We start from the raw sequence: 23488 nt of genomic DNA on the forward strand, positions 1-23488 counted from the left end.
CCCTCAAGCGAACAGGTCAGAGGCCGTACTCCTCCAGCAGGCGAAGCCAGATCTCGCTGACGGTGGGGAACGACGGGACCGCGTGCCACAGCTTGTCGAGCGGGACCTCGGCGGTGACGGCGATCGTGGCTGCGTGCACGAGTTCGGCGACGCCTGGCCCGGCGAAGGTCACACCCAGCAGGACCTTGCGGCGTTCGTCCACGACGGCCTTGGCCCGCCCCTTGTAGCCGTCGCCCAGGAGGTAGGCGCCGCTGACGTTGGCCATGTCGTACTCGACCACCCGTACGTCGAAGCCCTCATCCCGTGCGGCGGTTTCGGTGCGGCCGACCGCCGAGACCTGCGGGTCGGTGAACACCACTTGCGGCGCGCCGTAGCCGTCGCCCGTGTCGCGCAAGGCGGACCGGTCCTCGGATTCGCCCTTGGCGCGGGCCGCGATGACGTCACCGCAGACGCGAGCCTGGTACTTACCCATATGGGTGAGCAGGTTGCGGCCGTTGATGTCGCCGACCGCGTACAGCCACTCGCTGCCGGGGACGCGCATGCTGTCGTCCACCTCGACGGGTCCCTTGCCGTCGAGGCCGACCACGTCGAGCCCGAGGTCCTTGGTGGCGGGGCGGCGGCCGGTGGCCACCAGCAGCTCGTCGGCCTCGACGATCGACCCGTCCGACAGGTGAACGGTCACCGTGCCGTCCGCAGCACGCTCTACGCGCTCAGCCTCGATGTTGAGCCGCACGTTGATCCCGCTCTTGCTGAACGCCTCGGCGAGCAGCTCTCCCGCGAACGGCTCGACACGCCCCAGCAACTGCCCGCCCCGGACGATCAGTGTCGTCTCGTTCGCGCCGAGCGAGTGCAAGGCCTGAGCCATCTCGCAGGCCACCACGCCGCCGCCCAGCACCGCCAGGCGGCCCGGCACCTTGCGCACGGTCGTGGCGTCCCGGCTGAACCACGGCTTGGCCTCGGCCAGCCCTTCGATCGGCGGTACGACAGGCACGCTGCCGGTCGCCAACACCACCGCGTGCCGGGCGCGTACGACCGTGACCGTTCCGTCGGCCCCGGTCACCGTCACTTCGCGTTCGCCGGTCAGACGGCCGTTCCCGCGCAGCAGCGTCGCGGGCAGCTTGTTGATCCATTCGACCTGTCCGCCGTCGTCCAGATTGCTGATCGCCTCGTCCCGGCGGGCCAGCACGGCGGACGCGTCCACCGGGCCCAGCTCCAGCCCCGGGACCCGCGAGACCTCACCGATCAGGTCCATCGGCCTCAGCAGCGCCTTGCTCGGGATGCACGCGTAGTACGAGCACTCGCCCCCGGCCAGGTGTTTCTCGACCACCGCGCAGGTCAGCCCCGCGCGCACCACCCGGTCGACCACGTTCTCACCAGCGGGACCGGCACCAACGACGACAACGTCGATCTCTAGATCGGCCATGCGACCAAGGTATCCCTCCGCGCCTCCAGTGCATGTCCCGGCCGACCGGTCTCTTCCGCGAAGTCACTCCGGGCAATCCAGGAGTATCTACGCTTACCGGGGTGAGTGATCATTTCCTGGTGTCCACGACGCTGCACAGCCGCGAGGCCGCGATCGACCTCCTGCGGTCGGCGGTCGGCGCGAAGCTGGCGGCGTCGGGTCAGGTCCTCGGCCCTGCGGTCTCGGTGTTCTGGCACAAGGGCCATCTCGGGGAGAGCGAGGAGTGGCATCTCGTTCTCAGGACCACCGCGGCGCGCTACGAGGAGTTGGAAGCGCACCTGATCGAAGGCCATCCCTGGGAGAGCCCCGAGGTGACCTACATCCGGATCGACGGCGGATCGTCCGCCGGCTGACGTCCGGCGACACGACTGTACCCAGCAAGAAACCTTGACCGTATAGCCGCTGGTCATGGACCTGGTCTGGCTGGTGGGAGCCCTGGGGCCAAAGGGCCTGGCTTTACCGCATCCCTTGTTGCTCTTGGTAGTTGCTGCTATACGTAGAGTCACTTGCTCCGATCGGGAGTGAGTCGGGTGACCCGTAGGGGGCCCGGGCTTGGCGATGGGGAAAGGGAATCATGAAGTCCTTCAGCTACGCAGAGCTCGACCAGCTGGCAGGCGAGGTCCTGCCGGAACGCGCCGTACTGTCCACGCTGTTCCTCGCGGCAGACGGCGACTCCTACAACAACAACAACGCCGGCAACCACGGTGCGGCCGGCGGGACCGGCTCCACCGTGGTCACCAACGCCTGCCAGAGCAATGTCACCCAGCCCCACAGTGGGCTCCTGCAGCTCGTCGGCCTGAACACCAACTCCCAAACCGCGACGTTCACCTGCATGCCGGGCGCCGTCGCTTCGGGCCACTGATCGTCTAGCAGCGAGCCGAGGCTCGCAGCGGCACAAAGAAGGGCTGGCATATACGCCAGCCCTTCGCCCCGTTTACATGAGCCGGAGGAACGAGATGGCTTTTCGAGACCTGGACGACGAAACGCTGGAGGCGCTTTCGGGCGAGGTATTGCCCGCAAGGGTGCTGATGTCGGTCATCATCCCCTCGCCTGTGCGGGGTGAACGAGCCGAGGTGTTCTACGCCTGCCAGACGACGCACTACTACGGGACCCCAGGCCTGCTGGGCACCGGTCTGCTGGCCCAAGAGGCCAGAGACACCACGACATGCGTTCCGGCCGTGGTCCAGACGTTCTGAGGGAGAGCTGTGAACGATCCCGAGCCGCTCATCCTCCCCACCCTGACCGAAGGGGCCGAGCTGGTAGGCGAGTTCAAAGGCTCCGGATATCGCCAGCCGCCACAGCTCGTCCGCCTGCCCAATCGCCAGCTCGTACAGCTGCCGCCCCTGTTGTTCTCCGTCGCCAAGGCCCTGCACGACCACCGCCACCTGGCAGCAGATCCCCACGCCGCGCTGGCCGAGGTCGCCGATGCCGTGACCGCAGAGGCGAACGCCCGGATCTCAACAGAGCAGGTGCTCTTCCTCATTGATCGCAAGCTTGCCCCGCTGGGCGTGACGACCTACAGCAACGGCACCGCGCCATCCCTGGCCAAGGCCGATACGTTCCTCGCTCTGCGGTTCCGGACGGCCGTCTTTCCCGCGACCGCCACCTGGTTCCTGAGCGGCCTCTTCGCCTGGTTGTTCAAGCCCGCCGTCCTGCTCCCGTCAATCACCATGGTCGCGGCCGCCGAGGTCTGGCTCGTCGCCACCCAGCCGATGGGTGAGGCCCTGAACAATGCGATTCGGACGCCGACAAGCATTCTGTTCGTCCTGGCCCTCACCGTGCTCTCGTGCGTCTTCCACGAGATCGGCCACGCCAGCGCCTGCCGCTACAGCGGCGTTCGCCCGGGCGTGATGGGTTGCGGCATCTACGTCGTCTGGCCGGCCTTCTACACCGACATCACCGACTCCTACCGGCTAGGACGCGGCGGCCGCCTCCGTACCGACCTGGGCGGCGTCTACTTCAACGGCATCTTCCTCATAGCCCTGGCAGTCCTGTACGCACTGACCGGCTATGACCCCCTGCTGGTCGCCGTCGTGGCGGTCAACCTGGAAATCATCCAGCAACTACTGCCCACCCTGCGGTTCGACGGTTACTACATCATCTCTGACCTGGTCGGCATCCCCGACCTTTTCAAGTACATGCGTCCAATCCTGCGCCGCACCCTCCTGCGCCGCCCCGCCGAAGAACGGCTGAACGCGCTGAAGCGCTGGCCGCAGATAGTGGTCACAGTGTGGGTGCTGACCGTCATCCCAGCCCTGGCCTTCCAACTGGGCCTGATCGCGATCAAAGTCCCCGACCTGATCCTGGCCAACTGGCAACGCGCCCAAAACCTGGCCCTGTCCGCCCAAGCCGGCGCCGGCCCGCTGGAGCTGCTGGCAGGCACCCTCCAGCTGATCCTCCTGACCCTCCCTCTTCTGGGCCTGGCCCTGCTCACCTACTGGATGCTGCGCTGGCTGACCAGCAAAATCATCAAAATCCCAACCCCCCAACAAGCATGACCCAATCACGACGGCGGGAATGGCCCGGTCACCTACGCGGTGGCGCGAGGGCGGGCCGGAATCCGTCGGCGATCACGCCCCAGGCCAGTGATCCGGCGACGAACACTCCGCCGTAGGCGGCCAGGATGCGGCCGACGTCGGCGCCGGTTGCGGCACCTCCGCGCGAGCGGTGTGACTGCGGGCCGGGCCTCGCCCAGGGGCCGCTCCGGTGGGAAAACATCAAGGCGATCACGCGGGCTGGAAGAGCGTGGCGAGGGGCCGGCGTGGTGTGCATGGCGACGACGGGTTGTCGTGGGGAGACGTCACATGCCCTGAGGGGACTTGCGGGAGGAGTATCGCAACCGTTAGGTTGCCATTAGATGGCAACTCAGAGGTTGCAAAGGGGCGTGGGTGTGGTTGCGGACAGGATCGAACGTGAGAGGGTGCTGCGGCATCCCATCGAACGGGTGTGGACCGCGCTGACCACCGCCGAAGGACTCTCGCGATGGTTCGGCTCGGTGGCGGAGATAGATCTACGGCCTGGCGGGCGAGCGTACTTCCGCTGGGACGACCTCGACGATGACTCCGTAGGCACGATCACGGTCGTCGACCCGCCGCATCGTTTCGCGTTCAGGTGGGGGATCGAGGGACTGCCGAAGGACGACGCACTCCAGACGCTGGTGGAGTTCACCCTTGAGCCCGTTCCGGAGGGGACCCGGCTGCGTCTGGTGGAGAGCGGGTTCGCCCAAGCCGCCGACGACGTTGCCCGGTCCGCCCACAAGGCCAACAGCCAGGGGTGGGACGCAGAACTCAGCGATCTGGCGGCGTATCTCGATGCCGTCGCCTGATTCAGAGCAGCAGGCCATCGCGGTGTTCGCGGCCCTCACCGATCCGACGCGGCGGGCGCTGCTGGACGAGCTGGCCCGCGCCGGACCCGCGACCGTCACCGAGCTGGCACGGCGGTTGCCGATCAGCCGCCAGGCGGTGGCCAAGCACCTCGGCCAGCTCGCCGAGGCGGGCCTGGTCAGCACGGACGAACCGGAGGGTCGCCGCCTTCCCTACCGGTTGGAGCCGGCTCCGATACGGGCGGCGCAGGTGTGGCTGGCCGCCCTCGCGAACAGGTGGGACACCCGGCTGACCGCCCTGGAACGTGCACTGGACGCCGACACGGAATGAGAAGACATGAGCAAGCCAGAGTTCACCGCAGGCCTGAACATCGCCATGAAGATCCCCAAGGCGCAGTACGAGGCCACCGTGGCCTTCTACCGCGACACCCTGGGCTTCGACGTCAAGGAAGAGGAGGTCTCCTACGCCCCGACCGTCTCAAGGGCTCACACCGTGCGGTTCGGCCCCAACACGCTGTGGCTCGACTGCGTCGACACCTACAGCCAGCCGGACGTGTGGCTGCAGCTCCACACCGATGATCTGGACGCGGCGGCGGCCACACTCGCCGGCACCGGTATCCGCCCTTGCGACGAGGTCGAGCCGCTGAAGGACCTCGAATTCAGAACGCACTGGATCAAGAACCCGGCAGGTGTCGTCCACCTGCTCGCAGAGACCGGCTGACCTGTCCACAGGAGTTTGTTGTCAGCAAGTAGCTGTCTGTCGCCACCTGCTGCAGGGTGGGGAATGGCCGCCTACCTTCAGAAAGCCCCTGACCGGCATTTGTGCTGGTCAGGGGCCTTTTAGCGTGGGCCTTGGAGAGTGCCTCCCACCTGACGACGCAGGCCGACCCCGTGCCGGTATTCCGGCTGTTTGCCCGGTCTCCACTAAATAAGGAAACGGGAAACCCCCTTTAGTGGGTCGCCCTCGGACGGGTTTTCGCCATGATTGAGCGAGGCGTTGCTATTGTCGGACATGCGGGGAGTGGCGCGGAACTCACGCCACGCGTCCAGGAGCGCAATGATCACTACCGGCAGCGTGAGTGCCAACCGATGGATTCCCTCTGCGTACAGCTCGATCACACAGGTCAAGGCCACCCAGGAGTGGATCGTCGCGCGCATCCCGGTCGGTGTGAGAAGGCCGCGTTGATCGAGTTTGGAGTGTGCTGTTCGGCGGGTCATTGCTGCCCTCCTGTCAACCCGAACGCCTTTCGGGATTTCCGTGGCGCGGGCGATCCGTCCGGTCGATACCCAGCGTGCGCCGTCCCGCTTATTCGCAGGTAGGTGTTGTGTCCAGGCCTCTGGCAGTGGCAACGGGAAACCGGGGTTAGGGGTGACCGAGCGGGTGACATCATTCGGTGCGGAGCTTCGGCGAATGCGCATGGAGGCCGGGCTGTCATTGGCGCAGCTAGGTGAACTGTTGCACTACAGCAAAGGGCACCTCAGCAAGATCGAGAATGGGAGCAAGTCCCCATCTCCCGAACTGGCGCGGATGAGCGCGGATGAGCGATGCGGCACTCAGTTGAGCGATGCGGCACTCAGTGCCAAGGGATCGCTCCTCTCGCTGGCGCCCGTGCAGTCTTCCGAAACGCAATTGCCCGAAGCGCATTCGGACGACGATGAGGTGTGGCTGATGAATCTCTCGGACAGCGGAACAAGCTGGTTCCACCCCGTTGACCGGCGCGAGGCGCTGGCGATGACCACCTCCTCCCTGCTGGGTTTCGGGCTGAGCGCTCAGGGCCTTTCGGCGACCGCGAGGGAGCCGACCGCGCTGGAGGTGTTCCGTGGGCTGTTCGACCAGTTCCGCAGCCTCGGCCAGACCGCCAGCCCGGGCGCGGTGCTGCCCCCGGTGATCGCGCAGATCCACGTCCTGCGCGGGCTGTCCTCGCGGGCGCCCGCAGGCCTGAGGGACGAGTTCTTGGTGCTGGGCGCGCGGTTCGCCGAGTACGCCGGATGGATGGCGCAGGAGTCGGGCAACGACCAGGCCGCCCTGTGGTGGACGGAGAAGGCCGTGCAGATGGCCGCCGCAGGCAACGACCGTGACCTGGCCGCGTACGCCTTGGTGCGGCGCGCGTTGGTCACTCTCTACCGAGAGGACGCCACGCAGACCGTCCGGCTGGCACGGCAGGCGCAGGTCTCCCCGGAGACGCCGAGACGGATCCTGGGCCTGGCCGCCCAGCGCGAGGCGCAGGGCCACGCGCTTGCCGGCGATCACAAGGCCTGCATGGAAAGCCTGGAGCGAGCCCGTGATCTGCTCGACGACGCGTCCGAGGCCGGCCATGGCCCGGCGCTCGGTTCGGTGAACCTGCCCGACCCCGTCGCCACGGTCACCGGCTGGTGCCTCTACGAGTTGGGACGGCCCAAGGACGCGAGCGAGATCCTTGACGCCGAGGTGGCCCGGATCAGCCCGCGCGCCCTCCGTTCCCGAGCCCGGTTCGGAACCCGCCGGGCACTCGCCCATGCGGCGGCGGGCCAGATCGAGCATGCCTGCGCGCTGACCGGCGAGCTACTGCCCATCACCGAGGTCGTCAGCTCGGCGACGATCGCCACCGACCTGCGCCGTCTCGCCCGCATGCTGGCGCGCTGGCACACCAACCCGGCGGTGCGCGAGCTGTATCCCGCGCTCACCGCGTCCCTGAGCACGCCGGAAGTCTGAACCGAAAGCCGAGAGGCGGCCATGACCAAAGTCTTCGTCAATTACTCGACGGGCGATGAGGAGAACGTCGCCGCGATGCTGGAGAAGCACCTGTCGGATCGTTTCGACTCGGAGGTGTTCTTCCGCGCGAGCAAGTCGATTCCCTATGGGGACGATTTCCGGCAGGCGCTGCTGGAGGCCGTCCGTACCAGCGACGCCCTGCTCGCCGTCATCGGCGCCCGCTGGCTGACGATCAGTGAGAACGGGCAGCGGAAGATCGACCGGGAGGACTACTGGACACGGCGCGAGATCGTGGAGGCCTTCGCGCACCGCGTCCGCGTGATCCCCGTACTGGTCGGGTCGGCCGACCGCCTGACCGAGAAGGACCTCCCGCCCGCGCTGGCGGAGCTGGCCAACTGCCAGTACGCGCGACTGAGCTCCCGCAACCTGGAAGGAGATCTCGACCTTCTCGCGGAGAAGCTGATGGGACTCGTCCCTGGGCTCACAGAAAAAGGGCAGCCCGGCGGAGGGCCTCAGGTCGTGAACAATGCCACCGGCAACGCGCAGGTCGGTATCCAGGGCATTGTCCACGGCAATCCCAGATTCGACTTCGGCGGGAAGCAGTGAGCCAAGCAGAACGGCGTGAGCGTTCTTTCGATGTCCACAATGAGGCCGGCGACCACGCGACCATCGGTGTGCAGGGCATCGTCTACGGGGACGTGCGGTACGAGGTCCAGAGCGAGGACCCGCCGGAGAAGAAGTTCTGGGTCGCCAAGAACTGCCTCGCCGGGGGCATGCCGAGGCGTGCGGAAGAGCTGATCAGGGAGGTTTTCCAGATCGGCTTCCCGAACCCTCCGTCCACGCTCGCGAATGAGATCGCCTACCACTGGGTCATCGCCGTGCTGGGCGACCGGTCCTTCGAGCTCCTCGGCAACGACGAGTTCGGCGACATCGAGCGCGCCCGGACGCTCGCCGCGAATGGCCCCGCCGACGACTGGCACCAGGCGTTCGACGTCCTCCTCGAACTCGTCGACTGTCTGCGACTCCAGGAACGGACGGGCCGGGACGACCCGGAAAGGCTCGACGCCTTCTTCGCCGAGTTCGACCGCCTTCCCCAGGAACGTCGCGAGGAGATCCGGCGTCACCTGGACCTGATCCTGACCGGCGCGATCCAGGACCACCTGGATTCGAGGTTCGCCGAGGTCGTCCGGCAGACCCGCACGGGCGACGGGCGGGTGGACCGGGTGTGGAAGTTCTTCGAGCCCGACCCGGCGGAGCCCCGGCCGATACCGGTGCGGGAGCCCGGCTTGGAGCTGTTCGAGGAGACGGCCGCGATGGGCGGCGCCCTGCTGGGCGCCGCGGCGATCATCCTGTCCCACGCCCTGCTCGCCCTGCTGAGCGTCAAGGCGGCGGCGATTGCGGGCACCCTGTTCATCGTGGGCGGCGGGTTGCTCGCCTTTTCCGTCCCGTCGTACTTCCCCAAGCGCTATTCGGCCTTCTCGCCGCAGAATACGGGCCCCAAGGACCCGGATTTCGAATCGCAGATCCGCGCCTCCGTCCGGCGCCTGTTCAGCCGGCGCGCACCCGAGGCCGCCCTGCAGCGGTCCGGATGGAACGTCGCGACGGGACGGTTCCAGTCCAGACTCGCCGACGAGTTCATCGATCTCTACAGCAAACCGGAGATCGAGCCCGGCGCGATCGACTGGCTGATCGACTGGCACGCCAAGGAGAGCACGCGCCGTTGGAAAGCCGGCGAATTCAAGGACAGCCGGCGCATCGCGAAGTGGCTGGGCCTCGTCCCCGGCGCGGCCATCGTGGTGCTCACCTGGCTCTACATGTTCTCCGCGATACTCGAGCTGGAGTCGAAGATCACGATGGTGGTGATCTTCTGGTTCCTGGGCGGGGTGCTGCTGCTCGCCCTCGGCCAGGCCGACGTCTTCCTGTGGAGCCGGATCACCTACCGCAGGAACAAGGCCGAAGCCGAGACCCGTACCCGAAAGGAGAGGGAGGCCTACGAACGGCGGCGCGCGCTGCTCGCAGACCGGCCCGGCGACGCCGACATGGCACGCTGGCTCGACTACGACAAGATCTATCTCAAGCGGCTGGCCATGAACCAGCACGGCCTCGGCAACCGGGACATCATTGCGCACGCGATCCTGACCGAGGCCGCACCGAACGCCCGGCGGGCCCGATTCAGCAACGGCCCGCCGCGGTTCTCCGCCTACCAGGTGTGGATCTTCTTGCTGACCTCGGACGGTGTGCGTCAGATCACTGTGCGCCTGGACTTCCCGACGGGGATCGCGCGGGACCAGCAACGCACCGAGTTTCGTTACGACGTGATCGCCGCGGCACGCGTCACCGAGATCGGCCTGCGGTTCGACGACGGCCACCGTGAGATCATCCTGCCCCGTGCGGACCGCGACGAGAACCGGCGCGACGCCCCGTCCACGTTCATCCTCTTCCAGGAGTTCCGCCTCTCCCTCGTCAGCGGGAACGAGATCTCCATCACGGTGGAGAACCTGGACGAGTGGATTCTGCAAGATGACCAGAACCACGTTCCCGACAACTCCGAGTTCACCGGCGCACTCCGAATCCTGGAGGCGGTCGCCGCCGATGGCCGGGACTGGATCGAACGTGCACGGAAACGGCGCGACCACCGCTCCTACTCCCACACATCGCCGAACGGTGACCGGCCATGAAATGCCGCCACTGCGACAACCTCAACCTGCTGACCCGTCCGACCTGCGCGCACTGCGGGGAGGACCTGCCCTCTGACGAACCCTCGCAGTCCTGGACCGTATGGGAGATCCCCCGGCACGAGCGTCAGCGGGACCCGGGCGTCGAATGGTGGAAGAGCCTTGCGCTCTCAGGCGCGGTCCTCATCGTGCTGGCCGGTGGCGGCTTCGTCACCTTCGATCGCTGGCCCACTCGTCAACGCGAGTACGCCCCCGCGCCGACGGAGGCGACCGGCTCCCCGACCATGGATCCGTCGACGCAGGTCAGCGCGATGGGAACGCTGCTCCAGTCGATCAGTACCTCGAGCGACAACCTGCCGGGCACCCTGGGGTCGTGCTCGACGGTCACCTCCGACATCGAGCCGCTCCGGCAGCTCATCAACGAACGGACGACCCATCTCCGGCAGGCGCGGAACGTGCAGACCGACGCGATACCCGATGGCGAGTCGCTGAGGCAGGCGCTGGTGTCCATGCTCCAGGCCACGCTCGACGCCGACAACGAGTACCTGAGATGGGCTGAGCGCCCGGTCTGTACGAGTGCCGGCAAGAGTTCCACCATCACCCAGGCCAACGACGCCGCCACCACCGCGAAGCAGTCGTTCGTCGGCCTCTGGAACGGCATCGCCACCCAGTACGGCCAGCCGACGTACTCGTGGGACGACCTCTGACCGAGCGTGATCAGCCACCTTTGCGCCGCGCGGGCACTGTCCCTCACCACGGTGAGGGACGGTGCCCGTGGGCGGTTACCTCGGGGATTCCGCCCGCGACCTCGTGCGCGGCCCCATGCGCCAGCCGGAACGAGCGCCCGCCAGGCTCATGGTCGCCAGCCCCAGAACGCAGATCAGCGCGCCGACGACGACATTGCTCCAGATCGTCCGTGTGGTGGACATGTCGCCGCTGATCACCCAGGGCGCGACGATCGTCCACACACCGAGGACGGGGGCGCACCAGGCGATGCCGTACGTGCGGCCGAAGGCGAAGCTGAAGCCCAGGCCGAGCCCTGCCACGCACAGGCCGGTGACCAGGTTGTTGGCCGTGATGCCGGTCAGTCCGCTGAACCCCGCGATCCATGGCGAGAGCGCGAGGTAGATCCCGCTGAGCAGGGTCAGGCCGTCCATGAGCTGGGCGACCGGGCTCGCCGCGGCGATCTCGTACCGCGTGCGCATCTCGGCGATGTCGGGATGCCGCTCGATGTCTGCTGGGTGCGTCATTGATGCACACCACCTTCCGTGCCTGAGACGAGGGTGTCTTCCCTGGTCCCTGGCTCGCCTCCCGCGGCGGGGAGCCTCCCGTACAGGAGGACGAGTCACATCTACTCTCACGGTAAACCCGTTCCGAGCAAGTCGGCCAGTATCGGCCGGACCGCCACGAAGAGGGCCTGATCCCGGTGTACCCAGAACACGGCCCCCGCAGCAGCGCGGCGGGTGTTTGCCCATGTTATGGCGTTTTGATGGGCTACTTGAGAGGCGGGTGAGATGTACGTTGACCGGGAGTCGACCTCATGGGGGAGGGGACACCATGTCGAGGTTCATGGACGTTCACCACGGGATGCAGGGCGTCACCGCCGATCAGCTGCGGCAGGGGCAGCAAGCCGCCGCACCCTTCGAGGGCGAACTGGGAGTCCACTTCGAGCATGCCTGGGCGGACCCGAGGGAGGGCATCGTCTACTGCCTGACCGAGGCGCCGTCCGCCGACGCGGTGAGGCGCTTCCACGAACACGCGGGCGCCCAGCCGGACGAGATCCACGAGGTACCGATCAGCGTGTGACAAAGATCAACGTGGCGCCTGAGCCGGACGCGGGTTCGAGCATGTGCTTGCCACCTACGCCGGCCAGGTCGAAGGACCAGACGTACCGGCCACCGCGAGGCCGCCCCAGGCCGACGACCTTGAAGTCCTGCCGAGGCTCTGCGCCGAGTGCATCGGTGGCCCCGAGCAAGCCTGCCCGGCGACCCCCGCCAGCGGCTCTCCCGCATCAGCACTCGATCGACCGGATCTTGTCCATGATCGAGCACGCGACCGACACGAACGCCGCCAGGTCCTCCTGCGATACGCCCGCAAACAGCCAGTTGTAGCCGTCCTGGTACTCGCTCGACAGGCCGGTCATCGTCTCGGTGCCCTTGGCCGTCAGCGCGACCAGGGTGGCGCGGCGATCGGTCGGGTGCCGGCCGCGTTCGGCGAACCCGTCGGTCTCCAGCGCGTCCAGCAGCCCGGTGATGTTGCGCGGGGTCACGCCGATCAGATCGGCCAACTCCCGCTGCGTCATCGGACCGCGCTGATGCAGCGCCCACAACACCGACGCCCGCGCCCGCGTCAGCCCACGCGCGGCCATCCCGCGCTCCATGAACTCCGACGTCATCGCAGCCAGCTCGAACAACCGCTCCAACGCGCTGTCAGGCCCAACTCCAGTTGAAGAGCTAGATTCATTGTGTAGGTACTTCACTATGTTGTAGCCTCCCGAAAAGAAGGGTAGCCCGAGCCTCCGGGAGGACCCCATGAGCCACCGCCACCCTCTGTTCGCCCGCTTCTACGCCCGCACCAGCCTGCTGATGGAGCGCGGCGTCGGCGCGCACCGCCGCACCCTGCTGGACGGGCTGACCGGACGCGCCATCGAGATCGGCGCCGGCAACGGCCTCAACTTCCCGCACTACCCCGACACCCTCACCCAGGTCATCGCCGTCGAACCCGAACCCCACCTGCGCACCCTCGCCGCCACCAACGCCGCCCACGCCACCGTGCCCATCAAAATCGTCGACGGCTGGGCCGACCGGCTACCCGCCGACGACGCCTCCTGCGACGCCGCCATCGCCTCCCTGGTCCTGTGCTCGGTGCCCGACCAGGACGCCGCACTCGCCGAGATCGCCCGGGTCCTCAAACCCGGCGGCCAGCTGCGCTTCTTCGAACACGTCCACCACCCGCGACCCGCACGGCGCCGCATCCAGCAGACCCTGGACGTCACCCGCGTCTGGCCCTGGTTCGGCGGCGGCTGCCACTGCTCCCGCGGCACCCTCACCGCCATCAAACGGACCGGCTTCACCATCGACCACCTCGACACCCTCACCAGCGCCGACACCGGCATGCCCTTCCCAACGGCACCGCAGATCCTCGGCACCGCCACCCGCCCCTGACAAGGAAGAGCCCACCGTGATTACCGCGCCCACACCACTGATCGCGTTGACCGAAGCCGACTTCGACGCCGAACACACCCGCATCGCCGAGCCGCTCCTGATCGGCTTCTGAGCCGACGGCTGCGGACCCTGCAAAGCCCTGGTCCCCGTACTGGAACAGACCGCCGCCGAACACACCGGACGGCTGCGCGTCGCCACCGTCCGCCTCGACGACAACCCCGGTCTGGCCCACCGCTTCCAGATCATGGCGCTGCCCACCCTGATCGTCTTCATCGACGGACACCAGACCACGCGTGTCACCGAAGTCACCACCAAGACCGAACTGGCGACCGTCTTGATCTGAACGAACGCGTCGGAACTCCAGCACCGTCGATTACCAGGAACGGCCGCCGTTCCAAAGAGCCTCGGCCACCAGGAGGAATGACGCATGGCCACCAGCTCAGCCGCCCCTTCCGTATGCAGACGCCCGTGGACAAGGCGGCCGCTGTGGCAGGTGGACCTCGCCGCCGCACCGGTCGCCGCAGTGGCCAGCATCATGAGCGCGCAGCCATACGGGGGAGGTCGCACGGGGCCTGGAACGGGCGGAGTGATGCGCCGACCAAAACCTTCATGTTGAGTTTGAGGTTTCCTGTAGGCGGGGATGTAGTTATTGGAAGGTCAGACCAGATGAGGACGACTGGAGGTGGTGACGATGCTGACCTCCCTGGACACTCTGTTCGACGAGTTCGAGCGGCAGTTCGATCGGCTGCGCACCGCCACCGGCCTGGCCGGGGGCGCCGCGGTGCCGATGGACGGCGTGCGCCGCGCCGAGGACGTGCTGCTGCGGTTCGACGTTCCCGGCATCGACCCCGACTCCATCGAGGTCACCATCGACCGGGGCGTGCTGACGGTGTCGGCCAGCCGCCAGGAGGCCTACGGCGAGAACGAGCGCCTCTTCGTCCGCGAGCGTCCGATGGGCACCTTCACCCGGCAGGTGTACCTGAGCGAGCACCTGGACGCCGAGCACATCGAGGCCGCCTACGACAACGGCGTGGTGGCGGTTCGGATCCCGGTGCTGGAGCCGGCCAAGCCCCGCAAGATCGAGATCGTCAAGGGGAAGGCCAAGGCGATCACCAGGTGACCCTGGCGTGATGAGGGCAGGCGGCCCGGGTTCGAGCCCGGGCCGCCTGATCCCCACTCAGGTCGAGGAGGTGATGTCCCATGGCTCAGGCGAGTCCGCTGGCTGGACGCGCACCCGGCGCCGACGACCATCCGGAACCGTCGGAGGCCACACCGCCGCCCGGGCGCCCGGGCGATCTGCCGATCGATGACCAGCGCGCCCCGCTGTATTCGATCGGGCAGGTCGCGTCCATGCTGAACCTGCGTCAGGCGTTCCTGCGGCGGCTGGACGAGCATCACGTCGTGCGTCCGCGGCGTTCGGCCGGTGGGCAGCGCCGCTACTCACGTCGCGAGATCGAACGGATCAGGCAGATGGTACGCCTGGTCGACGAGGGTTTGGGGCTCTCGGCGGTACGCCGCGTTCTGCACCTGCAGCAGCAAATGGCCGACGTACGCCGCCAGCTGGCCGACCTGCAACGCCACGATCGGCATCAGGGCAGGTGAAGGCGTCGGCGCGCTCGGCGGGCTGCCGCCCTGCGGCCAGGCGCGCCATCTGGCAAGGGGGTGATGCCAGTGGAGGTGACCAGTCATGTTCAAGGACCGGCTGATACAGGCGGATCAGCGATCTGATCAGCAGGTGACTGACCGGGGGGCCGGCCCCCAAAGTCGGCACGTCCGGCGACCTGCGCGGCGGTCGTCGGCTGGGCCGCTGCCTGCCTTGGCGCAGGTACCGGTGCCGGGCAAGCCGCCCGGATCGCATTTGCCCAGCTCGCTGGTGGCCCGGGCGGAGTGCCGGGACGGGTGCGTGGTGACGGTGACCCGGCTGGCGCACGCGGGCCGGGCAAACCCGACGGCGAAGTCGACACCCGTCCGCTACGACTGCTGTGGCATGTCCCCGGGACGGCCGGTCCTCGTTCTCTGGACCGGACATCGAGCAGGAGGTGAGTCGCCATGGCCGCGCATGAGCGTTCCCGGTCCGGCTCGGCCGATGGACCGGCACAGTGGCCAGGCCAATGGTCGACACGGCAGGCAGCCAAACTGACGCGGATCGGTTCGTTGGTCGCCACGGCGCTGGCCGAGCTGCGCGAACTGCCGCCGCAGCAACCCGAGGACGTCCGGGTCCGGCTGCTGCTGGCGCACCAACGGGCACTGGACGAGCTGGCTGCGGTGGTCGGCGCCGAACTGCACTCCGAACTGCGAGTTCTGCGCATGAACCTGGGGCCCGCCCCGCCGACCATCGCCGAACTGCGGATCGCCCACGCCCAGCTGCACGGCTGGATGGAAGGCCTGATCACCGGTCAGCAGACCGCCGCTCCCCGGCTCCGTCGGCGCCGCGTTCGCCGAGGAACCGCCCGGACCCGCCCGCGACGAGGCGCGCGGCGGCCGACTTGAGACGGCGCCTTACCTGTGACGGACCACCGAGGGGTGATGGTGACGACGACACACAACCGATCTGGACACCGAACGTGAGGTGCCGAGCCGCGCTGTCGGTTGGCGGGCCACGTCGGTTGCCGGATCAGGTCACGCGGCCGGTCACCGGCTGGTCGCGTCGTAAGCGGGCACTGGCCGTTGCCATATGTGCGGCCCCACCGGCGGACTACCGCTGATCTACACGCCGCCCAGGCCGAACGCGCCGAACAGCGCGCGGACGCCTAACGGCGACTACGCCGCCACCGCGCTCGCGCGCTCCCACGTACCGCCTGGTCCGTAGACAACTGGCCACTCGGCAGCCTCTGATTGACGACTCCGCCCCCGCCGCCCACAAACGGATGATGGGCACCCACGACACCACGATGACCAGCAGAACAAGGCCCAGCACAGGTCAGGACGCCAGCAGGCAGTCCAAGGCCAGCAACGTCACTGCGGAGCCTTGCCGACCGTGCTGCGCCGAGCATCGACCGGCTGGACGAGCAGCGCAGGCAGTTGCTGCGGCGGCCGGACTGCCGGCTCGCGCCAGGTCCTTGATGCCCGGGGATTGGGGTGTATCGCGGGTGTATCGAAAATCGCATACGCCGCCGCAACAGTCCTCCGTCTTGGGTGAAGGCACGGACCACATGTGTGGGTGATCGGTCGCCGGTTGGCCCACAACGGTCGGTTTGTCTATCAGGAATGGACTGTGATCATGCACTCGGATTCCGTACGCGGTGTCGACCGGCGGCGGCTGCTCGGATGGGGCGGGCTCGCGGCCGCCGGCGTGGTGGCGGCCGGCGCGCCGCTGGTGGGCGCCCAGCCCGGCCACGCCGCCCTGGCCCCGACCGAGCCGGCCGGGGAGGATCGGATCCCGCCGGACACCCGGCCCGGCGGAGCCTACGACCGGTACGTGGCGAAGCTGGCCGCCGAGGGCAAGTTCTCCGGCGTGGTGCTGCTGTCGCATCGGGGCCGGACGGTGCTGTCCCGCAGCTACGGCATGGCCGACAAGGAGAAGGGGATCCGCAACCACGAGGGCGTCGCGTTCGCCCTCAGCTCGGCGGGCAAGCCGTTCGGCGCGGTGGCCATCTTGCAGCTGGCGCAGCGGGGCAAGCTGAAGCTGTCGGACACGGTGGGCACCTATCTGACGGGCTTCGCCAAGGAGATCGCCGAGAAGGTGACCATCCACCACCTGATGTCGGGTACCTCCGGGTTGAACAACCCGGAGGTGGACGTGCAGCGCATCTTCCAGAGCCGGGAGGAGGTACGCGAGTACAACGAGCAGTGGGCCCGGCAGGCCAAGCTGGTGTCCGCGCCCGGCACCCCCACCGACCACGCTGGCGCCGAGGTCGCCATCCCCGCGCAGATCGTGGAGGCCGTGACCGGCACGACGTACTGGGACTACGTCCAGGAACATATCTTCAAGCGCTGCGGCATGACTGGCACGGCGTTCTACACCAGGCCGCAGTGGCTGACCGACGAGCACATCGCGCACCCCTACATGACGCTGGCCGACGGCAGCCAGGTGGACGCCGTCCGCAATCTGGACAAGGGCAGCCCGGACCCGTTCGTACTGGGCGTGAACCCGGGCCGCAGCTTCATCGATGCCCCCGGGGACGGAGGCTTCGCCACCGCGCCGGATCTGGTCCGGTTCGCCAACGCACTGCGTGACGGCACGCTGCTGGACCGGCCCTACGCCGAGCTGTTCACCGGGGCTAAGATCCCCCTTCCGCCCCAGGGGGGCGGCCTGCGGAACGGCAGGGTGGCTCCCGCCGACGCGTCGTTCGGCGCCTACCACATGCCGGTCTCGATCATCAACGGTCAGTGGCTGTGGGGGCGCGCCGGTGGCAACCCCGGTGTCGGCGCCAGCTGGAACATCTACCCGGACACCGGCTGGGTCGGCGTCATCCTCAGCAACATCGACGGCGTGCCGCTGTGGGAGATCATCGAGCGCGAAGAACAGGCCGTCTTGGGTCGGCGCTGACGAGCGGCCACCGCCGGGGCGATCGCGGTGACCGACTCGCCGCGCCGCCGCTGGATGCGACCTGGGCATTGCCTCCGTCCGGAGCCGGAGCTGGCTGGATCTGTGTTTGACCTCCGCACATGGAGACCCACCTCGGCTTGGCCTTGCAGCTTGACCAGGTCCGCCGCATGTACCCCCGGTGGGTGGTCCGCGGTGGCGCAGATCGGCGGAGCCGAGAAGTCATGATCGCTGGTGTCAGGGGCGGGTGAGGGCTTGTGCGGGTGGGACGCGGAGGGCCCGGCGGGTGGGGATCTCCATCGTGAGGTAGGCGATGCCGGTCACCACGGCGGCGACGGCGGGTGCGAGCCAGATCGGTCCGGCCGGCCAGGGCCGGTCCAGGAAGGCGACGGCCAGGAGTGCGAGGGGGACGGCCGACAGCAGGAGGCCGGCGCCGAGCGCGAGGACGCAGATCAGCGTCGCCTCGCGCCGCATCATCGAGCGGATCTGGCGTGGTGTGGCACCGATCAGCTGGAGGGCGGCGATCTCGTGGCGGCGTTGGACGGTGCTCGCGATGAGCTTGTTGGCGATGCCGAGGAGGAGGTAGCCGAGCAGTACCGCGAGCACCGCCACATTGATCCACAGCTCGGGCGGGATGCCGTCACCGGTGTCCGGTGCGTTCCCGGCTTCGAGGGCCAGGCCCGGACGGGTCGCGGTGAGGGCGGCGAGGCCGCGGCGCGCCGTTTCGGTGCCGTCGGTGCGGATCATCATGCGCTGGTCGAGCCCGGTGGTGGTGTGTCCGGCGGTGAGGTCGCGTGAGAGCGCCACGGGGCCGAAGCCGAGCCCCCGCGAGTAGGTCGCGATGACCTTGGCGTTGACCTGGGCGCCGTCGCCGAGGATCAGGCTCACGGTGTCGCCGATCGAGACCTTCCGTGACCTGGCGGCGTTGGCGTCGAGGGCGATCGTGTGACCGGTCAGGCTCGCCAGGCTGCCGTTCTGGAGGCCGAGGTCGAGGACGGAAGCGGCGGCCGGGGTCAGTACCAGCGCGGGGTGGGAGTCGGTTTCGACATCGCCCAGCATCGTGTACGACCAGATGGCCGTGGTGGTGGTGACCGGGGCCGCGGCCTGGACCCCGGGTATGGCCCGTACCGCGGCGGGCAGGTCGTCGGGCAGGCCGCCGAGGCCCGGCGCGGTCATCGTGAACTGTGCCCGCGTACCGGCGTCGACGTCGGCGGACGTGGCCTTCAGCACGGTGGTCTGGGTCAGGCCGTAGGTCAGCGTGAACACCACGGCCATGGCGAGGGTGGTGACGGCGGCGGCGACGCGCAGGGCGTACCCGCGGCTGTTGGCCACGGCCAGCCAGGCAGGCGCCGACACACCTGCGGGCAGCCTTCGGGCCAGCCCTTGGCCGATCCGGCTGACCAGCACCGGGCCTGCGAGAGCGAGGCCGACGGTCGCCAGGATGCCGGCAAGAGCCGTCACCGCGGCACCGGCCTGCGACCGGGTCAGCAGCGGCCCCGTGGACAGGACGGCGGCCGCGACGATCAGCAGGAACCCGGCGAAGGCCCGGCGCGTGGAGGGATGGCGGGGTTCGCTGCGCGACTCGGCGACCGCCTCGGTGGCGGGCATCTGGGAGGTGCGGAACGCCGCGCACCAGGCAGCGACCTGCACGACGGCGATCAGCAGGAGCGCCGCCGCCACCGCCGGGAGGGGGCTGAAGGTCAGCGGCAGCGCGGACGGCAGCATGCCGGCCGACACCAGCAACTGCCGGAACTGCTCGGCCAGCAGATAACCCAGGGGAACGCCGGGAACCAGCGAGGCGGTCGCGACGAGACCGGCCTGGGCGGCGGCGAGACGGCGGACCTGCTTGGGGGTGGCGCCGACGGCGCGCATGAGGGCCAGGTCCTGTCTCTGCGCTCCGATCGAGACGGCCAGCGCGCCGGCCACGATGAACCCGACGACCAGCAGCGTGACCCCGGCGAGCGAACTCGCCAGCAGTGGCAGGACGCTGCGCCCCGCCATCGCGCCGGGGGCCTCGACGTCGCCCCGCGCCGCTCCGGTCGACACGACCAGCCCTCGCTCGCGGGCCAGGTCGCGGGCCGCCGCGAGGACCGACTCGCGGGAACCAGGGACGGTGCGCAGAGCGACGAGGTCGACGCGGCCCATGCCGCCGCCCTGGCCGGCCAGCCGCGCGGCCGTGGGCTCGGCGAAGTAGACCCCTGGCTGGGAGGACCCGACCACGGCCGAGACGCGATACGTCGCCCGGCGACCGGCAGCGATCACCGGCACCCGGCTACCCGGCGTCACACCGGCCGCGGCCGCGGTCCGTTCGTCCAAGGCGACCTCGCCCGGACTGGCCGGCGCGGCTCCGGTCACGCGCGCGCGATCCACCAGCCCGAGGGAGGACCAGCCGTGCCCGGCGGTACGCGGATCCCCGGCCGGGATCGCCGCGCCGCGCCGGTCGAGAACGGCGGCGGGGAAGCCGACGTCGCCGATCGCGGCCGTGACGCCCGGCAGCCGCGCGAGCCGGCCGACCAGCTCGCCCGGCAGCCGTGCGCGCTCGGGCAGGGCGATGGGCAGATCACCCTTCGGCCGGTACGTCTGGGGCGCGGAGACGACGACGTCCGCCTGAGCGAGCCGGGACACCGGTGCGTGCGAGCGGAATCCCGACTCGCCCAGCACGCCGATGCCGGTGATGAACGCCGCGCCGCCCAGGGTGGCGCACGCGATGGCCAGCAAGGCGGCGATCCGTTGGCGCGCCATGCGCAACGCCAGATACAACATCGGGCTACTCCGTTTCCAGCGTGGTGACCAGTTGGGCGAGCTCGGGGGCGGTCGGCATGTCCAGCGTGGCGCGCACCCGGCCGTCGGTCATGACCAGTGCCCGGTCGGCCCGCGCGGCGGCGGCCGGGTCGTGGGTGACCATCACCACGGTCTGGCCGAGGCCGTCGACCAGGTCGCGGAGCAGGTCGAGCACCTCGCGTGCGGTGCGCAGATCGAGCGCGCCGGTCGGTTCGTCACCGAACACCACGGCCGGTTTGGCCACCAGCGCCCGGGCGATCGCGGCCCGTTGCTGCTGGCCCCCGGACAACTCGGCGGGACGGTGGTTCAGCCGGCCACCGAGCCCCACCCGCTCGACCAGCACCCGCAGCCAGTCCCGGTCGGGCGCCTTGCCCGCCAGCCGCAGCGGCAGCGTGATGTTGTCGGCGATGCTGAGCGACGGCACCAGGTTGTAGGACTGGAACACGAACCCGACGCGCTCCCGGCGCATCTCGGCGCGGCGCGTCTCGTTCAACCCGCCGGTCACCGTGCCGTCGATGAACACATCCCCGCTGGTCGGAGTGTCCAGACCGGCCGCGCAGTGCATCAGCGTGCTCTTGCCCGACCCCGACGGCCCCATCACGGCCAGGAACGTGCCGCGTTCAACGGTGACCGACACCTCGTCCAGCGCGCGGACGCCGCCCGGATAGGTCTTGGTGACCTGCTCCAGCACCACCGCGGGTGGCGGCGGCACCACCCGCCGGTCTCCGGGTTCCGCGGCCCACGCAGGGCCGGGTCCGCCGGCCTGGGAACGGCCGGTCTCGGCGGAGGCCCTCCTCATCGCCGGCTCCGACGATGCTGAACGATCAGGGCGGTGGCGAAGGCGAGGGTGGCCAGCCCGAACGCGCTGCTGATGGCCAGATTGACACCGGCCGTCGAGGTCACCACGTTGCCGGCCACACTGATCACCAGCAGCATCCACAACATCGGCCGTGGTACCGCTCTCTGCGGACTCGCGGGCTGCCCGGCCGAGGGCGCGGACGGCTGCGCCGGAGAGATGTCATAGGGATCCGTCATGTGCGTACTCCTCAATCAGCGGTCTGATCGACGAGGCAACACGCTAGGAATCGCGATGGCCGTAGACGATCCCGCCAGCGCGTCGTCTTTGGTACAGCAGGCTGTACTCCGTCGCCGACCGCCTGACAGAGATCGACCGCTGTCCTAGGGTCCTTGCTCCAGGAGGTGCGAATGGCGGCGAACAAGCCGGAATCGGCCCTTCCCCGACCGGAATCGGCCTTTGCCCAACGGGCGGCCGGGCGAGGCGATGTGGTGGCGCGCGCCCGTGCCGTCATCGACGCGCTCGAACACATCGTCGGCGGCCTCGGCACCGCCATACTGGCGCTGGCCGCTCTGGTGTGGCTCCTCCTCGTCGGGCTCACGTGCGCCGTGGGGGTGGGCCTGCTCCTGGCGCCTACCGTCCCGCGCGTCGTGCGGGCGGTCGCCGGGCGGGAGCGCGCGCGGCTGTCCCGATGGGGTCCGGAGATCATCACTCCGGGACCGGCGCCGGCGAGCGTCCGTGCCGCCATCGCGGATCGGACCGTTCGACGTGAGCTGCGCTGGCTGCTCGTGCACGGCACGTTCGGCCTGCTCCTCAGCCTGGTCGGTGCGACACTGCCGATCAACGCCGTGCAGGACGTCACCTACCCGCTCTGGTGGCGGTGGCTGCCCCCCGACGAGGCCGCCCCGACGCTGGTGTTCTGGAACGTGCGCGAGGAGTCCGACGCCTTGGCGGTCTCCCTGCTGGGCCTGGCGTTCGCTGTCGTCTTCGTGGGCCTCGGGCCGGGCCTGGCCCGGTTGCAGGCCTGGCCCGGCCGTCGTCTTCTGACGCCCGCCGCCGACACCGACCTGTCGCTGCGGATCGCTCAACTGTCCGCCACCCGCGCCGCGGCGCTGGACGCGCATGCGACGGAACTGCGGCGCATCGAACGCTCCCTGCACGACGGGGCCCAGAACCGGCTCGTCGGCGTCACCGTGCTGCTCGGCGCGACCCGCCGCGCGCTGGCCCGGGACCCCGCCACCGCCGAGGCGATCCTCGGACGCGCCCAGGACGCCGCCGAACAGGCCCTCGCCGAACTCCGTACGGTCGTGCGCGGCATCCTGCCGCCCGTCCTGGCCGACCGGGGACTCGCCGGAGCACTGGACGGGCTCGCCGCCGACTGCGGGGTGCCCTGCCGGGTGGACGTCGACATTCCCGGCCGCTGTGCCGTCTCCGTCGAGGCCACCGCCTACTTCGTGACGGCCGAGGCGCTCACCAACATCGCCAAGCACAGCCGGGCCCGGCACGCCGCCGTGACCGTGCGCCGCCAAGGCGACCGGCTGTCCCTGCGGGTCGAGGACGACGGCGTCGGCGGCGCGGACGAGCACGAGGGTTCCGGGCTCGCCGGCATTCGCAGCCGGGTCGAGGCCCACGACGGACGCCTCACCATGACCAGCCCGCGCGGTGGGCCGACGACCCTCCAGGTGGAATTGCCATGCGGATCGTGATCGCCGAGGACGACCCGCTGCTGCGCGAAGGGATGGCGCTGCTGCTGCGCGCGGAGTCGCTGGACGTGGTGGCCACCACCGACGGCCCGGACGCCTTCCTGGCGGCCGTCGACACCCACAAGCCCGACGTGGCCATCGTCGACGTCCGGATGCCGCCGACCCACACCGACGAGGGGATCAAAGCGGCGGTCCTAGCCAGGCGCCGCCGCCCCGACCTGGCCGTACTCGTCTTGTCGGCCTATGTCGAGCAGGCGTTCGCCGGCGAACTGCTCATCGGCGGCGCCGACCGGCTCGGCTACCTGCTGAAGGAGAGGGTCGGCCGCGTCGAGCAGTTCCTCGACGCGTTGCACCGGGTGGCCAGCGGAGGCACCGCCATCGACCCCGAGGTCGTCGCGCAACTGTTC

Annotated in this window: 26 protein-coding genes and 3 pseudogenes; 21 read left to right on the forward strand and 8 right to left on the reverse strand. The window is 69.2% G+C overall.

Annotation, left to right across the window (positions count from 1 at the left end):
- Positions 1–16: 16 nt before the first annotated feature.
- Positions 17–1423: a dihydrolipoyl dehydrogenase family protein gene (locus F8566_RS39665; protein WP_151567645.1), complete on the reverse strand. Its 1407-nt coding sequence runs from the start codon at positions 1421–1423 to the stop codon at positions 17–19.
- 101 nt (positions 1424–1524) lie between these two features.
- Here F8566_RS39665 and cutA point away from each other — a divergent pair, with 101 nt between their 5' ends.
- From cutA to F8566_RS39685, 4 genes are all read left to right on the forward strand, one after another.
- Positions 1525–1815, forward strand: coding sequence for a divalent-cation tolerance protein CutA (cutA, locus tag F8566_RS39670; RefSeq protein ID WP_225993932.1), 291 nt, complete (start codon positions 1525–1527; stop codon positions 1813–1815).
- Positions 1816–2036: 221 nt separating this feature from the next.
- The gene (locus F8566_RS39675) at positions 2037–2324 is read left to right on the forward strand and encodes a hypothetical protein (protein WP_151567649.1); all 288 of its coding nucleotides are present in this window, start codon (positions 2037–2039) and stop codon (positions 2322–2324) included.
- Positions 2325–2418: 94 nt separating this feature from the next.
- Positions 2419–2658 (forward strand): hypothetical protein, encoded by a 240-nt coding sequence (locus F8566_RS39680; RefSeq protein ID WP_151567651.1) that lies wholly within the window; start codon positions 2419–2421, stop codon positions 2656–2658.
- Positions 2659–2667: 9 nt separating this feature from the next.
- The gene (locus F8566_RS39685) at positions 2668–3960 is read left to right on the forward strand and encodes a hypothetical protein (RefSeq protein ID WP_151567653.1); all 1293 of its coding nucleotides are present in this window, start codon (positions 2668–2670) and stop codon (positions 3958–3960) included.
- A gap of 52 nt (positions 3961–4012) precedes the next feature.
- On the opposite strand, the pseudogene F8566_RS39690 reads toward F8566_RS39685, so the two are convergent.
- Positions 4013–4102: pseudogene (locus F8566_RS39690) on the reverse strand (YnfA family protein); the annotation flags it as partial.
- A gap of 250 nt (positions 4103–4352) precedes the next feature.
- Between F8566_RS39690 and F8566_RS39695 the strand changes: the two are divergent.
- From F8566_RS39695 to F8566_RS39705, 3 genes are read left to right on the forward strand one after another with little or no spacing between them, the layout of a single operon-like run.
- Positions 4353–4787: an SRPBCC domain-containing protein gene (locus F8566_RS39695; RefSeq protein ID WP_225993933.1), complete on the forward strand. Its 435-nt coding sequence runs from the start codon at positions 4353–4355 to the stop codon at positions 4785–4787.
- Positions 4774–5115, forward strand: coding sequence for an ArsR/SmtB family transcription factor (locus F8566_RS39700; protein ID WP_151567657.1), 342 nt, complete (start codon positions 4774–4776; stop codon positions 5113–5115). The genes F8566_RS39695 and F8566_RS39700 overlap by 14 nt, the downstream gene beginning before the upstream one ends.
- Before the next feature lie 6 nt (positions 5116–5121).
- A complete protein-coding gene (locus F8566_RS39705; protein ID WP_151567659.1) occupies positions 5122–5505 on the forward strand; it encodes a VOC family protein in 384 nt (127 codons plus the stop codon).
- A gap of 203 nt (positions 5506–5708) precedes the next feature.
- Here F8566_RS39705 and F8566_RS39710 read toward each other — a convergent pair whose 3' ends face one another.
- Positions 5709–6002, reverse strand: a complete 294-nt coding sequence (locus F8566_RS39710; RefSeq protein WP_151567661.1) for a hypothetical protein — start codon at positions 6000–6002, stop codon at positions 5709–5711.
- Between the two features lie 163 nt (positions 6003–6165).
- Between F8566_RS39710 and F8566_RS53155 the strand changes: the two are divergent.
- The 5 genes and pseudogenes from F8566_RS53155 to F8566_RS39730 all read left to right on the forward strand — a co-directional run.
- Positions 6166–6300: pseudogene (locus F8566_RS53155) on the forward strand (helix-turn-helix domain-containing protein); the annotation flags it as partial.
- Positions 6301–6453: 153 nt separating this feature from the next.
- Positions 6454–7476: a transcriptional regulator gene (locus F8566_RS39715; protein WP_404800389.1), complete on the forward strand. Its 1023-nt coding sequence runs from the start codon at positions 6454–6456 to the stop codon at positions 7474–7476.
- 21 nt (positions 7477–7497) lie between these two features.
- On the forward strand, positions 7498–8082 hold the full coding sequence (locus tag F8566_RS39720; RefSeq protein ID WP_151567663.1) for a toll/interleukin-1 receptor domain-containing protein: 585 nt from the start codon (positions 7498–7500) through the stop codon (positions 8080–8082).
- The gene (locus F8566_RS39725) at positions 8079–10154 is read left to right on the forward strand and encodes a hypothetical protein (protein WP_151567665.1); all 2076 of its coding nucleotides are present in this window, start codon (positions 8079–8081) and stop codon (positions 10152–10154) included. The genes F8566_RS39720 and F8566_RS39725 overlap by 4 nt, the downstream gene beginning before the upstream one ends.
- Positions 10151–10858 carry a hypothetical protein gene (locus F8566_RS39730; protein WP_151567667.1) on the forward strand — a complete coding sequence of 236 codons (708 nt, stop codon included), beginning with the start codon at positions 10151–10153 and terminating at the stop codon, positions 10856–10858. The genes F8566_RS39725 and F8566_RS39730 overlap by 4 nt, the downstream gene beginning before the upstream one ends.
- A gap of 75 nt (positions 10859–10933) precedes the next feature.
- On the opposite strand, the gene F8566_RS39735 is transcribed toward F8566_RS39730, so the two are convergent.
- Positions 10934–11401, reverse strand: a complete 468-nt coding sequence (locus tag F8566_RS39735; RefSeq protein ID WP_151567669.1) for an SPW repeat protein — start codon at positions 11399–11401, stop codon at positions 10934–10936.
- Positions 11402–11708: 307 nt separating this feature from the next.
- Here F8566_RS39735 and F8566_RS39740 point away from each other — a divergent pair, with 307 nt between their 5' ends.
- On the forward strand, positions 11709–11957 hold the full coding sequence (locus F8566_RS39740) for a nickel-binding protein (RefSeq protein ID WP_151567671.1): 249 nt from the start codon (positions 11709–11711) through the stop codon (positions 11955–11957).
- A 205-nt stretch (positions 11958–12162) separates the two neighbouring features.
- Here F8566_RS39740 and F8566_RS39745 read toward each other — a convergent pair whose 3' ends face one another.
- Positions 12163–12546 carry a MarR family winged helix-turn-helix transcriptional regulator gene (locus tag F8566_RS39745; protein WP_151567673.1) on the reverse strand — a complete coding sequence of 128 codons (384 nt, stop codon included), beginning with the start codon at positions 12544–12546 and terminating at the stop codon, positions 12163–12165.
- Positions 12547–12682: 136 nt separating this feature from the next.
- Between F8566_RS39745 and F8566_RS39750 the strand changes: the two genes are divergently transcribed.
- The 6 genes and pseudogenes from F8566_RS39750 to F8566_RS39775 all read left to right on the forward strand — a co-directional run bounded on the left by F8566_RS39750 (position 12683) and on the right by F8566_RS39775 (position 17804).
- Positions 12683–13315 (forward strand): class I SAM-dependent methyltransferase, encoded by a 633-nt coding sequence (locus F8566_RS39750; protein ID WP_151567675.1) that lies wholly within the window; start codon positions 12683–12685, stop codon positions 13313–13315.
- Between the two features lie 124 nt (positions 13316–13439).
- Positions 13440–13658 (forward strand): annotated as a pseudogene (locus tag F8566_RS39755) (thioredoxin family protein); the annotation flags it as partial.
- A gap of 348 nt (positions 13659–14006) precedes the next feature.
- Positions 14007–14435 (forward strand): Hsp20/alpha crystallin family protein, encoded by a 429-nt coding sequence (locus F8566_RS39760; RefSeq protein ID WP_151567679.1) that lies wholly within the window; start codon positions 14007–14009, stop codon positions 14433–14435.
- A gap of 80 nt (positions 14436–14515) precedes the next feature.
- Positions 14516–14917 carry a MerR family transcriptional regulator gene (locus tag F8566_RS39765; RefSeq protein ID WP_151567681.1) on the forward strand — a complete coding sequence of 134 codons (402 nt, stop codon included), beginning with the start codon at positions 14516–14518 and terminating at the stop codon, positions 14915–14917.
- 447 nt (positions 14918–15364) lie between these two features.
- Positions 15365–15805: a proteasome activator gene (locus F8566_RS39770; RefSeq protein ID WP_151567683.1), complete on the forward strand. Its 441-nt coding sequence runs from the start codon at positions 15365–15367 to the stop codon at positions 15803–15805.
- A 730-nt stretch (positions 15806–16535) separates the two neighbouring features.
- Positions 16536–17804 carry a serine hydrolase domain-containing protein gene (locus F8566_RS39775; protein WP_151567685.1) on the forward strand — a complete coding sequence of 423 codons (1269 nt, stop codon included), beginning with the start codon at positions 16536–16538 and terminating at the stop codon, positions 17802–17804.
- 234 nt (positions 17805–18038) lie between these two features.
- Here F8566_RS39775 and F8566_RS39780 read toward each other — a convergent pair whose 3' ends face one another.
- From F8566_RS39780 to F8566_RS39790, 3 genes are read right to left on the reverse strand one after another with little or no spacing between them, the layout of a single operon-like run.
- Entirely contained in the window at positions 18039–20564 is a 2526-nt protein-coding gene (locus F8566_RS39780) for an FtsX-like permease family protein (RefSeq protein ID WP_151567687.1), read from the reverse strand.
- A 4-nt stretch (positions 20565–20568) separates the two neighbouring features.
- Positions 20569–21381: an ABC transporter ATP-binding protein gene (locus F8566_RS39785; RefSeq protein ID WP_151567689.1), complete on the reverse strand. Its 813-nt coding sequence runs from the start codon at positions 21379–21381 to the stop codon at positions 20569–20571.
- A complete protein-coding gene (locus F8566_RS39790) occupies positions 21378–21617 on the reverse strand; it encodes a hypothetical protein (protein WP_151567691.1) in 240 nt (79 codons plus the stop codon). Before F8566_RS39790 ends, F8566_RS39785 begins: the two co-directional genes overlap by 4 nt.
- A 171-nt stretch (positions 21618–21788) precedes the next feature.
- On the opposite strand from F8566_RS39790, the gene F8566_RS39795 reads away from it, so the two are divergent.
- Both F8566_RS39795 and F8566_RS39800 read left to right on the forward strand, forming a co-directional pair.
- On the forward strand, positions 21789–23084 hold the full coding sequence (locus F8566_RS39795) for a sensor histidine kinase (protein WP_151567693.1): 1296 nt from the start codon (positions 21789–21791) through the stop codon (positions 23082–23084).
- On the forward strand, positions 23072–23488 hold a 417-nt coding region (locus tag F8566_RS39800), incomplete at its 3' end, for a response regulator (RefSeq protein ID WP_151567695.1). The genes F8566_RS39795 and F8566_RS39800, both read left to right, overlap by 13 nt.

Source organism: Actinomadura rudentiformis, from assembly GCF_008923185.1.
Lineage (GTDB): Bacteria > Actinomycetota > Actinomycetes > Streptosporangiales > Streptosporangiaceae > Spirillospora > Spirillospora rudentiformis.